At 51.1% G+C, this 12758-nt stretch carries 14 protein-coding genes and 1 other annotated feature; all 14 genes read left to right on the top strand.

Annotated features, from left to right (window positions below):
- Window positions 1–193: 193 nt before the first annotated feature.
- The 14 genes from minC (at window position 194) to rpmA (ending at window position 12707) form a co-directional block, all read left to right on the top strand.
- Entirely contained in the window at window positions 194–865 is a 672-nt protein-coding gene (gene minC, locus HPY90_RS02575) for a septum site-determining protein MinC (protein WP_287190795.1), read from the top strand.
- Between the two features lie 17 nt (window positions 866–882).
- On the top strand, window positions 883–1686 hold the full coding sequence (minD, locus tag HPY90_RS02570) for a septum site-determining protein MinD (protein WP_013174878.1): 804 nt from the start codon (window positions 883–885) through the stop codon (window positions 1684–1686).
- Window positions 1687–1698: 12 nt separating this feature from the next.
- Window positions 1699–1974: a cell division topological specificity factor MinE gene (minE, locus tag HPY90_RS02565; RefSeq protein WP_013174879.1), complete on the top strand. Its 276-nt coding sequence runs from the start codon at window positions 1699–1701 to the stop codon at window positions 1972–1974.
- 99 nt (window positions 1975–2073) lie between these two features.
- The gene (rodA, locus tag HPY90_RS02560; RefSeq protein WP_287190788.1) at window positions 2074–3210 is read left to right on the top strand and encodes a rod shape-determining protein RodA; all 1137 of its coding nucleotides are present in this window, start codon (window positions 2074–2076) and stop codon (window positions 3208–3210) included.
- A 211-nt stretch (window positions 3211–3421) separates the two neighbouring features.
- Window positions 3422–5431, top strand: coding sequence for an elongation factor G (fusA, locus tag HPY90_RS02555; protein WP_287190785.1), 2010 nt, complete (start codon window positions 3422–3424; stop codon window positions 5429–5431).
- Between the two features lie 102 nt (window positions 5432–5533).
- Window positions 5534–5905, top strand: a complete 372-nt coding sequence (locus HPY90_RS02550) for a YkvA family protein (RefSeq protein WP_287190783.1) — start codon at window positions 5534–5536, stop codon at window positions 5903–5905.
- A 62-nt stretch (window positions 5906–5967) separates the two neighbouring features.
- On the top strand, window positions 5968–6555 hold the full coding sequence (locus HPY90_RS02545; RefSeq protein WP_287190781.1) for a murein hydrolase activator EnvC family protein: 588 nt from the start codon (window positions 5968–5970) through the stop codon (window positions 6553–6555).
- 9 nt (window positions 6556–6564) lie between these two features.
- Window positions 6565–7431, top strand: a complete 867-nt coding sequence (locus HPY90_RS02540) for a M50 family metallopeptidase (RefSeq protein ID WP_287190780.1) — start codon at window positions 6565–6567, stop codon at window positions 7429–7431.
- Window positions 7415–9418: a TIGR03960 family B12-binding radical SAM protein gene (locus HPY90_RS02535; protein WP_287190778.1), complete on the top strand. Its 2004-nt coding sequence runs from the start codon at window positions 7415–7417 to the stop codon at window positions 9416–9418. The genes HPY90_RS02540 and HPY90_RS02535 overlap by 17 nt, the downstream gene beginning before the upstream one ends.
- On the top strand, window positions 9402–10088 hold the full coding sequence (locus tag HPY90_RS02530; protein ID WP_287190776.1) for a TIGR03936 family radical SAM-associated protein: 687 nt from the start codon (window positions 9402–9404) through the stop codon (window positions 10086–10088). The genes HPY90_RS02535 and HPY90_RS02530 overlap by 17 nt, the downstream gene beginning before the upstream one ends.
- Window positions 10085–11509, top strand: a complete 1425-nt coding sequence (locus tag HPY90_RS02525; RefSeq protein ID WP_287190772.1) for an Rne/Rng family ribonuclease — start codon at window positions 10085–10087, stop codon at window positions 11507–11509. The genes HPY90_RS02530 and HPY90_RS02525 overlap by 4 nt, the downstream gene beginning before the upstream one ends.
- Window positions 11510–11665: 156 nt before the next feature.
- Window positions 11666–11743, top strand: a sequence feature (ribosomal protein L21 leader region).
- Between the two features lie 14 nt (window positions 11744–11757).
- Window positions 11758–12069 (top strand): 50S ribosomal protein L21, encoded by a 312-nt coding sequence (gene rplU, locus HPY90_RS02520; RefSeq protein WP_287190948.1) that lies wholly within the window; start codon window positions 11758–11760, stop codon window positions 12067–12069.
- A 7-nt stretch (window positions 12070–12076) separates the two neighbouring features.
- The gene (locus HPY90_RS02515; protein WP_013174888.1) at window positions 12077–12427 is read left to right on the top strand and encodes a ribosomal-processing cysteine protease Prp; all 351 of its coding nucleotides are present in this window, start codon (window positions 12077–12079) and stop codon (window positions 12425–12427) included.
- On the top strand, window positions 12414–12707 hold the full coding sequence (rpmA, locus tag HPY90_RS02510) for a 50S ribosomal protein L27 (RefSeq protein WP_013174889.1): 294 nt from the start codon (window positions 12414–12416) through the stop codon (window positions 12705–12707). Before HPY90_RS02515 ends, rpmA begins: the two co-directional genes overlap by 14 nt.
- Window positions 12708–12758 lie beyond the last annotated feature (51 nt).

Below are 12758 nucleotides of genomic sequence, written 5' to 3'. Positions count from 1 at the left end.
CGTGTTAACATAGGCGCCTTTGTCGAACGGCTTGACGAAGGATGGGGGAAAATAGTTCAACTGTTTTGACTTATAGTGGGAGGATTAGACGTTATCCTCTCATTTTTTTCGCAGCTCAGCAAAGGAAAAAAATAGGATTTATAGAATATAGCGGTAGGAGTGTTCGGGGAGATTTTGGGTGGAGGGGACAGGCATGAGCAGAAGCGAAGTTTTGGTCGGCGGAAATCAGAGGGGAATTGTTATCCGTCTCGACCCGTCTGAAGACTTTTTAAGTCTGAAGAAACATCTCAAAGAGAAGGTCGAAAGTATCGACGAAGCATTACGAGGAAGTCCCGTAGAGTTGGATATCGGGCAAAAAATCCTTACCCGCAACGAGTTACGGGAACTCGGGGAGATATTGGCGCAGAAAGGCTTACACCTGAAGGGAATCTTGGGCCGCTATACTCAGCACGAATCGACTGATGAGGCAACAGCTGAGAAGAAAAGTCCCCTCTTTAAGGTATTGACAAAAGAAAAAGAAATTGCGTTTTCTCGAGAGACAGTACTCATTCGCCAGAATCTTAGATCGGGGCAAAGGATCAAGCATTCTGGAAACATCGTCCTGATGGGCGATGTCAACCCTGGGGCCGAGGTGATAGCCGGGGGCAGTATCATAGTTATCGGTTCTTTGCGGGGGATGGCGCACGCAGGGGCAGGCGGAGATACCGAGGCGGTAGTAGCGGCCCTGAAGTTGCAGCCGACCCAGTTGCGTATTGCTGACCACATCACCCGGTCTCCTGACGGGGCTGGTGAGATGTGGAGCGAGGAACCCGAGATCGCGCATATCAAAGACGGCAAAGTGGTTATTGAAAAATTTAAAATATGAAGAATGGAGGAAGGGAAATGGGTGGTAAGGTATTGGTTATCACGTCCGGCAAAGGTGGAGTTGGGAAAACTACCACTACTGCTAACCTAGGGACTGCCCTTGCCATGATGGGCAGAAAAGTGGTGATGGTAGATACAGACATCGGGTTGCGAAACCTTGACGTTGTAATGGGGTTAGAAAACAGGATTGTGTTCGACATAGTAGATGTTGTCAACGGCAAATGTAAACTGAAGCAGGCTCTTATAAAGGACAAGCGTTTCGACAGTTTGTACCTGTTACCAGCAGCCCAGACCAAAGAAAAAACCGCAGTAAGCCCTTACCAGATGAAGGTTCTGACCAGTGAGCTCAAGGAAGAATTCGAGTATGTTTTGGTCGATTGTCCTGCTGGGATTGAACAGGGATTCAAGAACGCCATCGCCGGAGCCGACGATGCCTTGGTGGTAGCTACCCCCGAAGTTTCGTCGGTAAGGGATGCCGATCGCATCATCGGTTTATTGGAGGCTGCCGGGCTTACGAATTCCAAGTTGATCGTTAATCGTATCAGGCCCAAAATGGTACGCAGGGGCGATATGATGGATATAGGGGACATTATAGATATATTAGCGATCAGCCTTATCGGGGTGGTGCCTGAAGATGAAATAATAGTAGTTTCAACCAATCGCGGAGAACCGGCCGTACTCGATTACACCTCTCGGGCTGGCGAAGCCTACCGCAGGATTGCCCGCAGATTGGAAGGGGAGGAAGTTCCCTTTATGGTTTTGGACTATAACGGGGGTTTGTTCGATAGGGTTAGGAGGATGTTCAAACTAGCAGCCAGGTAAGGGGGAAGGAGCATGGCTTTTTTGGATATTCTCAATAAATTGTTGGGGAGGGAGAATTCCAAAAACATAGCTCGAGAAAGGCTGAGATTGGTCCTGGTTCATGATCGCACGGATACGGCTCCAGTAGATTTTCTCAGTGCTCTTAAAGAAGATCTTATTCGAGTGATATCCGAATATATGGAGATAGATGAGAATGCCCTAGAGGTAAGTTTTAGCAGTTCCGATAATTCGGTGGCTTTGGTAGCCAACATTCCGGTCATCAGAGTACGCCGGGTGGTTAACCATTGAACTCCGCGGCAGGATTTGGCTTGACCCTTTTATAGACACCTGCAGGCCCAACCGCTATAATCCAGTTAGAATCAAGCTAGTGGGAGGGAGGGCCGGGATATGGAACTGACAAAGGTATACAGGGCAATTGACAAGCCGTTCTTGGTCAGCTTGTTAGCCATACTGCTCATGGGGATCATCGCGCTTACCAGCGCCAATGCTACTATATCTGGTGATCCCCTATCTTATGTCAAGCGGCAACTGTTGGCGATAGCTCTCGGCTTTTTCATATTGCTGCTCATGGTTCGCGTTGATTATAGCCAGCTCTGTAAATATGACCGTATTGTTTATATTCTGACTTTAGTCTTGTTGGTCGCGGTTTTGGTTTTCGGTAAAGAGGTGCGTGGTACTCAGGGCTGGATCGGGGTGGGAAGCTTTAGGCTTCAGCCGGCGGAGATCGCTAAAATACTTATTATAGTGGGGTTTGCCAGTTTTCTAGAAAAGAGACAGGGCTCGCTGGAAACCTTGAAAGACCTGGTACCGTGTTTTTTATACGTGTTGGTGCCCTTTGGTCTTATCTTACTTCAGCCGGACGTAGGCACCGGGCTAGTCGTCCTGGCGGTGATGCTGGGGATGATGTTTGTAGCTGGTGCCAATCCTAAGCTTTTGATCAAGATCATACTTGCGGGCATAGGTTTAGTAGGAATTGCTTTGTTTCTTCACTTCCAGTTCGGAATGTGGTTGCCTCTAAAAGACTATCAATTGCTGCGGTTGACCGTTTTCCTGAATCCTTATAATGACGGGCAAGGCGGGAGAGGGGTCGGGTGGAATACCATCCAGTCATTGGTGGCTATTGGATCCGGGGGTTTCTTCGGTAAAGGCTTGTTCCACGGGACCCAGGTTCAATATAGTTTTTTGCCAGAGCGTCATACTGATTTCATCTACGCCGTCATCGGGGAGGAAATGGGGTTTTTAGGGGCATCGTTCTTAATCGCCTTGTACGGTGTTCTGATATATAGGGCGGTTCAGATCGCCTATTCTTCGAAGGACTTATACGGCACCCTTTTGGTCATCGGAATCGCTTCCATGTGGCTGTTCCACGTATTTGAGAACATCGGCATGTCCATCGGTATGATGCCGGTTACCGGGATACCGCTGCCGTTCGTGAGTTATGGAGGCAGTGCTATGCTGGCCAATTTCATGGGGGTGGCTTTGGTTCTCAGTGTTAACCTGAAGGGCAATCGGGCCATGTTTTAAAGGTGTTTTGGGCAGCATCTTAGACTCTCATGGCGCCTTTCGGCGTCACCACATGTCTTGGTAGTTATCCCGCCTCTAGTACCTGTTGTCCCCTGGGCCCGTTTTTGCTGAGATATTTTTCTTTACTGTCGCAAGATTATATGGTAGACTACATGTTTGTGGGCATTAAACGCCCCATCGAAAGCAAACACTGGAAAGGAAGACCTAAAGAATGACGGCAAATCTTAGAAACATTGGCATAATCGCGCACATTGATGCCGGGAAAACGACTACTACCGAACGCATCCTTTTTTATACTGGCAAGACCCACCGCATGGGCGAAACTCATGACGGCGATAGCGTGATGGACTATCTCCCTTATGAGCGGGAGAGAGGAATAACTATAACTTCGGCGGCCACAACCTGCCGCTGGCGGGACCACGTTATCAACATCATCGACACCCCCGGGCACGTGGATTTCACGGGAGAAGTGGAACGTAGTTTGCGCGTACTGGATGGTGCAGTAGTCATATTCTGTGCTAAAGGTGGAGTTGAACCCCAATCAGAAATGGTATGGCGCCAGGCCGATAATTACAGGATACCCCGGGTGGCCTACATCAACAAGATGGACGCTCCGGGAGCGGATTTTTTCCGCGTGCTGACGCAAATCAAGGAGGTTCTGGGGGCTTGCCCTGTGCCTATCAACATCCCGGTAGGCAGTGAAGCGGGGTTCCGGGGAGTAATTGACCTGGTAAGAATGAAATACGTGGTCTGGCAGGACGAATTAGGTACCAGTATTATGGAAACTGACGTGCCGGACGAGCAGCGGGAAACGGCTGCCACTTGCCGGATGCAAATCTTGGAATACTTGGCAGAAACCGACGACCGGTTGCTCGACCTTTTTCTCGACAACCAGCCCGTCCCTGAGGAACTGCTGCGTAGAGTAATAAGAACCAATACCCTGGCTGGCCGGGTGGTGCCGGTCTTGTGCGGAAGCTCATACCGAAATGTTGGAGTGCAGCTTTTGCTAGACGCTGTCGTGGACTACCTGCCGTCCCCTTTGGATGTTCCCAACCCTACAACCGAGCGGGAAACCGGGGAAAAAGAGCAGTTATCAAAGGATGCCGATGGCCCCCTAGCTGCACTGGTGTTCAAGATCGTGGCAGACCGTCATGTGGGAAACCTGGCTTATGTTCGGGTATATTCTGGCCGGCTAGAAGCAGGGACCTATGTCTGGAACTCAGCCACCCGGCAGAAAGAAAGGGTGAGCCGTATTCTAAAAATGCACGCCAATCACCGGGAGGAAGTTCCTGCGGTAGAAGCTGGAGACATCGCGGCGGTCATCGGGCTCAAACAAGTGGCGACTGGGCATACACTCTGCAGGCCGGAGGCTCCTCTGGTTCTGGAGCCCATATCTTTCCCTGAGCCGGTCATCCAGATCGCAGTAAACCCGGCTCAGGCGAGAGAACAGTCGCGTATCGCCGAGGCTTTGGCCCGCATCGCTGCTGAAGACCCCACACTTAGGGTTGCAACCGACCACGAGACTGGAGAAACTATTCTTTCGGGAATGGGAGAGCTGCACCTGGAGATAATTACCGAGCGTTTGAAGCGGGAGTTCAAGCTCGAAGTAGAGCTGGGTAGACCACAGGTAGCTTATAAAGAGACCATTACCCGGATGGCGTTAGGTGAATGCAAGTATGCTAAACAGACCGGAGGACGGGGCCAGTTTGCTCACGTAAAGCTGCAGGTCGAACCGGCCGAAGGCTTCTTTGTTGAAAACCGTATTGCTCAAGGAGCTATTCCTCGGGAATACCTCCCAGCGGTAGAAGCGGGGATCCGCGAGGCCATAAAAAAAGGCCCGCTTAAAGGCTACCCGGTAGTAAACCTGAAAGTGACTATCTTGGATGGGGCTTTCCACGAGGTCGATTCTTCGGAATTGGCGTTTAAAACGGCCGGTAAACTGGCACTTAAGGAAGCCCTGGCCAAAGCTAGCCCGCGCTTGCTCGAGCCCATAGTGAAGCTGGAAATAACCACCCCAGACGAATTCACGGGGAGCATTCTCAGCAATATCAGCAGTAAACGAGGCCGGCTGGAGTCTATGGAGACGTATCATCGTACTCGGATTATCAAGAGTTTTGTGCCCTTGGCTGAATTGTTCGGTTATGCTACCGCTATCCGGTCCCTTTCTCAGGGCAAAGCTGCTTTTTCCATGCATTTTTCGCATTACGAAGAAAGAGCGTGAAACGCCGGGCGGGCAGTGTCCTTAGTGGGAATTTAAGGCTGTCAATAGCTCGTTTTTGCGGCAGAGGGTAAGAAGGATTGGCTGCATGGGAGGTGAGCTCTTATGTTAGGGAATCTTTTTAGACTGCTTTACCGGTTGATGCGGGAATCCAGGGTACCTTTACGAGAGAAACTGGTGTTCGCGGTTCTGTTGGCTTATTTACTATTCCCGTTTGACTTTATTCCTGATGTTTTCCCTTTCGTTGGGCAGGTCGATGATATCCTGTTGCTGTTGATAGGGGTCAGGCGTTTATTGAGTTCCGCCGGGATGAACGTTCTTGCCGAGTGCTGGCAGGGAAGTGCTCGGGAGCTCGCCAAGCTGATGAAACTGCTGGACGCGTTGTTGTTTTTGCTACCTGGGGGGATAAAAGGGCGAGGCTGGAACGAGAACCGTGAGCGAGATGTTATTGATGTAGAATACCGTATTGAGGAGTGAAACTGTACTAAAACCTGCTTTTGATTCTTATATTTTATTACAGAAGCAGGGGTGAGCAGGGTATGCTGGGGAGCTTTCGGGTAAGGTTATTGCTGGTTTTATTGCTCTTGATAGGGGTATTGAGCATTTTGAATTTCCATAGCCCGGCTTGGTACCGGGTCGAGCCGGTTTTGGAGTATATAATGAAAGACGACTATGCCCTGAACCAGAAGTTATGGGGTTGGTTTAAGCAGAGTGACCTAAAAGACAGGTTAGCGCCTGAACCCGAGCCGGTTTCATCTACAGGGGTGGTACAATCTCCTTGCACAGATGGAAGAATAGTCCGCCATTTTGGATGGTATTGGGATTCTAAAACGCAAAAACAGGAGTTCAGCCCGGGAGTAGTAGTCAAAATGCCTGAGAATTCGGTTATTCAGGCCGTTTTAGGAGGAACCGTGGAAGAGATAAGCCCAGAAGGAGAGGATAACCGGGAGATACTCATCAATCACGGAGGGGATCTCATCTCCGTTTACCGCGGTATGAAAGAAGTGTTCGTCAATATCGGGGACCAGGTTACTAGTGGGCAGACTCTAGGAAAGAGCCAGGACGAGTTTGAGTTTGAGTTGCGTAATCAAGACGGACCGCTGAATCCGGAACCGCTTTTTCAGTAATGTTCGGTTATGAAGATAGGAAGAATAGCAGGAATAGTTTTCCGGATTCACCCTGTGTTGCTCCTGCTGTTGCTCGCGTACATATCCCTAGGGTTGGCCCGGGAAGTGCTTACTGTTTTTGTTTCGGTAGTTCTCCATGAACTTGCTCACACGGTTGTCGCTTCACGGTTGAGCGTGCGGGTCACGGAGGTGGAGCTTTTTCCGTTTGGCGGGCAGGCTAAAACAGAAGACTTCGTCGCCGTCAACCCGGAAAACGAGGTTTGCATTGCTCTGGCCGGTCCCTGCACCAGCTTGCTGTTAGCGGGATTGGCCTGGTTGGCAGTAAGGTGGGGTGGACCCCAGCTTTTTTTCTTGATCAAGGCTAATCTGGCTTTGGGTTTGTTTAATCTTCTGCCGGTCCTTCCTCTGGATGGGGGAAGGGTGCTTCGGGCCGTGCTTTCGTTGAAGTGGGGTTGGCGTAAAGCTACGGTTAACGTGGCTACGCTCGGACAACTAGCGGGCGGTCTACTTTGCGGCTACGGGGGATACCTGTTATTGTATTCGGAGCAAGGCGCCAATTTCTTCTTTTTAGGCTTATTCCTTTGGTGGGCAGCCAGAAAAGAAGCCAAGTTACTCACGTATGGTTTTGTGCGTTACCTGGTCAATAAGAAGGGCCAACTGGCCCGTAAGGGAATGCTGCCTGCCTATCACCTGGTAGCTGTTTCTTCGACCCGCCTCAAAGACGTTATCCATGCTGTTTCTCCTGCCACTTATACCGTTGTTGTTCTAATTAATGACGAGGAGCGAATTGAAGGCTACCTCACCGAGGGCGAGTTGATTGAAGCATGGTTCGAAAAAGGTCCTTCGGCTAGTTTAGGAGATGTGGTCCGTGGGTAGCACGGCTTTTCTGCATCTCGCGTATGCCCAGAGGAAGTTATGCTTTATAATAAGACAAGGGTTTGAACACGTTGAAATTGGGGGAAAGTTAAATTTGGATAATATAGAAGTCCGAAATAAGAAGCAAGTCGGCCGGGAAGAATTGTCTCGGGTTCTGCTGAGCGTGAACCGTCCAGCCCGGTATACGGGCGGTGAATACAACAGCATAGTGAAAGACTGGGACAAGGCTTCGGTCAAGATGGCTCTGGCTTTCCCGGACGTGTACGAAGTGGGCATGTCGCACCTAGGCGGAAGGATACTGTACGGGTTGGTGAACTCGCAACCCGATTATCTTTTGGAACGGGTCTTTGCGCCTTGGCCGGACATGGAAGAGGTCATGCGGCGGGAGGGTTGGGTTCTTTACTCACTCGAAAGTTTTCGCCCGGTGCGGGAGTTCGACGTGGTCGGCTTTTCGCTCCAATACGAACTCTCTTTCACCAATGTCTTGAATATGTTGGAACTCGCGGGCATTCCTCTTTGGTCTGGGGGTAGAAGAGAAGGGGATCCCTTGGTAATTGCCGGAGGGCCGGTCTGCTTTAATCCCGAACCGGTTACCCCTTTTTTTGACGCTTTTCTCATCGGCGACGGCGAGGACGTATTGCTGGAGTTTTTGGCGGTTCTTAACCAGAACCGGGACCGCCCACGAAAAGAGGTTTTGAGCATTCTGGCTACAATCGAAGGGGTTTACGTTCCTGGCTTGTACAAGGTAAGTTACAACGATGATGGGACTTTGAGAGAGACGAGACCCCTGCAGGAAGGGATTCCGTCCCGGGTTAAGAAGAGGGTGGTTCAGGACCTAGACCAGGCATATTATCCTTTGAACCCGGTGGTCCCTTTTCTAGATATCGTGCACGACCGGGCAGTACTGGAGGTAATGCGAGGATGCCAGCGGGCGTGCCGGTTTTGCCAGGCGGGTATGACTTACAGACCGGTCCGGGAAAAAAGCTTCTCTACTCTAGTGAACCAGGCCCAGGCTGTTTTAGAAAACACCGGGTATGAAGAGATCTCACTGGCCTCTCTCAGCACCGCCGATTATTCGAATGTTGAACGTTTAGTCGAAGCTCTGATTAAACAACACGGGGCCAGAGGCATAGGGGTTTCTTTGCCTTCACTGCGAGCCGATGCTTTTTCGGTGAAGCTGGCAAGCGAAGTACAGAAAGTGAGAAAAACTACTCTGACTTTTGCGCCCGAAGCCGGGACCGAGCGCTTGCGAAGGGTGATTAACAAGAACGTAAGCGAAGAAGATTTGATGGCAGCAGTAGAAGCAGCATTTGCGGCCGGGTGGAACGGGGTCAAGCTGTATTTTATGATCGGGCTTCCGACTGAGACTTACGAGGACCTGGATGGTATCCTGGACTTGCTGAGCCGGGTTAGAGGGGCGGGAAGAGCGAAAGGAGTAAAGCGGCTCAACATTACTGCCAGCATCTCCAACTTCGTGCCGAAACCGCACACTCCTTTCCAGTGGGAACCCCAGCTCAAACCAGCCGAACTGGAAGCCAGGCGAAGGTATCTTTTGAACAAAGTTAAAGGGCTGAAAGGAGTGCACCTGGATTTCCACGACCCTGAGACCAGCTACCTGGAAGGGATAATGGCACGCGGTGACCGGCGGCTGGCTTCGGCCATTTACCGGGCTTACCGCCTGGGATGTAAGTTTGACGGGTGGAAAGAATTTTTCCGTGCTGACCTATGGTCGCAGGCTTTTGCCGAGGAGAACATAGACCCGGATTTTTACACAGCCAGGCGGCGCGAATATACCGAGGTTTTTCCCTGGGACATTATCGATTCCGGCGTAGATAAAGAGTATCTAATATCGGAACATGAACGGAGCAGGCTGGGGATATCCACTCCTGACTGCCGCTATGACAAATGTGTAGGTTGTGGCGTTTGCCCCACGCTCGGAGTAGAGCTGGACCTGAGAGGAGAAGAGGGATTTGCGCCTACGAGTTGAGTACAAAAAGGGCCAAGAGATCAAATATCTTTCTCACCTACAGTTGATGCGCCTGGTCGAGAGGGTGCTCAGGCGGGCGCAAATTCCTTACGCTTTGTCTGAAGGGTTTTCGCCGCACATCAAGCTGTCGCTGGGCACGGTGTTGCCGGTGGGGGTATGGGGCGTTCGCGAATATTTCGATCTGGAGCTGACCAGAGAGATACCTCCGGGGCAGTTTATGGAAGCCGTGAACCGGGTAGCTCCGACCGGGTTTGAGGTGAGGCGCGCAAAGATTATCAGCGACAAGGCCCCGAGTTTGCAAGCGCAGGTCAATGCCGCTGTTTATTGTCTGGTATTGAAGCCGGGGGTTGAGGAAGAAAGAGCTAGGGCCACGCTAGAGGATGTCATGAGAGGGGAGAAACTGATGGTGCCCAAGCGCGGTTCGGCGACCGAGGAGAAAGACCTGCGGCCAGGCATATACAGGCTGAGCCTGGGTAAAGAGGAAGGGGTGCTGGTGATACTAGCCCTGGTGTCGTCCGGTAGCAAGGACAACATTAGACCGGATGAACTGGTCCTTTGCCTGGAGGATCGCGGCTTAGCAGGGGCCTTTGCCGATGTATACCGAATGGCCAATTACTGGAGGCAGCCTGACGGCAGTTTGTCTTCGCCACTTGACCTGGAGAAGGTGTGAGCTTGGACAGGCATATTATTATTGAGATTTATCCCTGGGAGACCAGGGTCGGGATAACCGAGGATGGGAAACTGGTAGAGGTTTTCTGGGAAAACCCCGAGTCAAAGGTCGGCAAGATTTATAAAGGGATCGTGAAAGACGTGGTACGGGGGCTTTCCTGTGCTTTTGTTGACCTGGGGTTTAACCGAAGCGCTTTTCTGTACACGGGGGAAAACGAAAGGTTCAGAAACAGGGGTAGTGTTTTTTCTATGTTGAAAAAAGGTCAAACCGTCTTAGTGCAGGTAAAAAAAGAGGCGGTAGCCGAAAAAGGAGCCAGGGTCACCCAGGACATATCCATTCCGGGCAGGCATTTGGTCTTGCTGCCTAACCAGGAAGGGGTATCGGTTTCACGTAGGATCACGTGCGATAGCCGAAGGCGAGATTTGAAAAGGTTGCTTGAGGAAGCCAAACCTCAAGGAGTTGGAGTCATAGCCCGAACCAATTCGGCCGAGGCCCCTAACGAAGAGATATTAGCCGAATTGCGAGAACTGCTTGATTTGTGGGAAAGGATAAAGAGGAGTTACGAAAGCACTCGTGGTCCAGGAGTTATTTACGAGGACTTGGGAATCATCGAGTGCAGCCTGAGAGAATATCTGGATGTGAATACCAAGGCGGTCTTGATAAACCATTATGAAGAAAAACTCAGGCTGGAAGAGCTATTACAAGACAAGCACCCGGACTTTGCTTTCTTGCTAAGGTACGAAGAGGGTGACCTTTTTGATAAGTACGGGCTGGAAAAGGAGCTGAAGCACGCTCTGGGGCGCAGGGTCTGGCTGCGCCACGGGGGTTACCTGGTGATAGATGAAACCGAGGCTTTGACCGTTATCGATGTTAACAGCGGCAAGTATACCAGTAATTCCGAATTTGAGGAAACGGCTTTGAGAACCAACCTGGACGCGGCAGCAGAGATCCCACGTCAACTTCGGTTGCGCCGAATCGGGGGAATTATCCTCATCGATTTCATAGATATGAAAAAGCCCGGACACCAAGAGGAGGTTTTGAACCGGCTGCAACAGGAACTGAGTAAAGACAAGGCCCACACCCGGGTTATGGGGTTTACCAAACTCGGGATATTGGAGATGACAAGACAGAAGTCCCGGCATCGGTTGCGCCAGCTGTTCACGGGAGGATGTCGCTGGTGCCGGGGCGAAGGCCGGTTGCCAGCCGTGGGTTCGGTCGCCAACGAGATCCGGCGCAAGCTGGTCAGCATGGATTACATACTGGCAAACACCATCCTGTGTCAGGCCAATCCCGAGGTTATTCGTGAGCTCTCACATGATGGGAACAGCATGGCCTATATCGAAAAGCGGCTGGGCAAGAGAATCATGTTGGAGGAGGAGCCGGGCTACGACGTGGCTACATATAAACTGTTCTCGCGGTAAGAAAGAATGAGTTGCTCGAGGGCATACTAACTGCCTTGTTTTATCTAAATTTCGTTTTCCAGCTTGGCAGGGATTCTTGATGCGTCTTGGTGATTTGTAAGCAAAAGCGCTTCCCTTGACGGGGCGGCATGACTGTGGTAATCTCTTTGTGGTTGCACGTTTTTGCAACCGCCCGGTCCGGGCCGATAAACGGTCGTTTGACCTGCCTTTTGACCGGCGAGTCTCAAGAATGTGGAGGTGTATCTTCGGTGTATGCTATTATTGAAACTGGGGGCAAACAGTACCGGGTGGAACCTGGGAAGGTTTTGACGGTGGAGAAGCTGAACGCGGATGTGGGCAGCCAGGTAGAGATCGAGACGGTGCTTGCGGCCAAGAACGAAGCGATGTTCAAAGTAGGCCGGCCATACGTGGAAGGAGCAAGGGTCAGAGCAACGGTGCTCGAACATGGCAAGGGCAGAAAAATAGTAGTTTTCAAATACAAGCCCAAAAAGAACTACAAGAAAAAGCAGGGCCATCGTCAGCCGTTTACAAGAATAAGGATCGACGAGATCGTATTTTGAAAAGGGAATGGTTACGGTCAAGCTGTTCCGGGATAGTAAAGGACAGATCACCGGCTTTGAGGTAAGAGGTCATGCGGGTTTTGCGCCGGAAGGACAGGACATAGTTTGTGCTGGGGTTTCTATGGTGGCGCAAACCGCGGTTATAGGGTTAATCCGCCATCTAAGTATCCGCCCCCGGTTTGAAAAGGAGCGCGGGTTCTTGATCTGCAGTTTGCCTGCCGGGTTAGCGGGTTCGGAAATGGAGAAGGCTCAGGTCATACTGACTACTCTGGAAGAAGGCCTGGTGGCCTTAGAGACCAGTTACCCCGAATATGTAAGGGTGGTAAGACAAGGAGGTGTTAACAGTGTTCAAGATTGACCTGCAATTGTTTGCTCATAAAAAGGGAGTAGGTAGTTCCCGTAATGGCCGTGACAGCGAATCCAAGCGGTTGGGTGTCAAGAGGTTTGACGGGCAGGTAGTCCGGGCTGGGAATATCCTGGTAAGACAACGCGGGACTAAGATCCATCCCGGCAATAACGTGGGCATCGGCGGAGACGATACCCTGTTTGCCCTGGTTGACGGGTACGTGAAGTTCGAGCGCAAAGGCAAGGACAGAAAGAAAGTCAGCGTTTATCCTGTAGACTCGCTTACGATGTAGGTGGAGATGAGGTTAATCCATAACAGCCGAAGCACCGAAGTGCCCCTGGAT

The organism is Syntrophothermus sp. (assembly GCF_013314835.1).
Classification (GTDB): domain Bacteria; phylum Bacillota; class Syntrophomonadia; order Syntrophomonadales; family Syntrophothermaceae; genus Syntrophothermus; species Syntrophothermus lipocalidus.
Note: the sequence above shows the minus strand (reverse complement) of the source record. Positions and strands in the feature narration are given on the sequence as shown.

Bases quoted from the DNA above. Each gene is read 5' to 3' on its own strand.
- minC (WP_287190795.1), top strand. From the start codon at position 194: ATGAGCAGAAGCGAAGTTTTGGTCGGCGGAAATCAGAGGGGAATTGTT.
- minD (WP_013174878.1), top strand. From the start codon at position 883: ATGGGTGGTAAGGTATTGGTTATCACGTCCGGCAAAGGTGGAGTTGGG.
- minE (WP_013174879.1), top strand. From the start codon at position 1,699: ATGGCTTTTTTGGATATTCTCAATAAATTGTTGGGGAGGGAGAATTCC.
- rodA (WP_287190788.1), top strand. From the start codon at position 2,074: ATGGAACTGACAAAGGTATACAGGGCAATTGACAAGCCGTTCTTGGTC.
- fusA (WP_287190785.1), top strand. From the start codon at position 3,422: ATGACGGCAAATCTTAGAAACATTGGCATAATCGCGCACATTGATGCC.
- HPY90_RS02550 (WP_287190783.1), top strand. From the start codon at position 5,534: ATGTTAGGGAATCTTTTTAGACTGCTTTACCGGTTGATGCGGGAATCC.
- HPY90_RS02545 (WP_287190781.1), top strand. From the start codon at position 5,968: ATGCTGGGGAGCTTTCGGGTAAGGTTATTGCTGGTTTTATTGCTCTTG.
- HPY90_RS02540 (WP_287190780.1), top strand. From the start codon at position 6,565: ATGAAGATAGGAAGAATAGCAGGAATAGTTTTCCGGATTCACCCTGTG.
- HPY90_RS02535 (WP_287190778.1), top strand. From the start codon at position 7,415: ATGTGGTCCGTGGGTAGCACGGCTTTTCTGCATCTCGCGTATGCCCAG.
- HPY90_RS02515 (WP_013174888.1), top strand. From the start codon at position 12,077: ATGGTTACGGTCAAGCTGTTCCGGGATAGTAAAGGACAGATCACCGGC.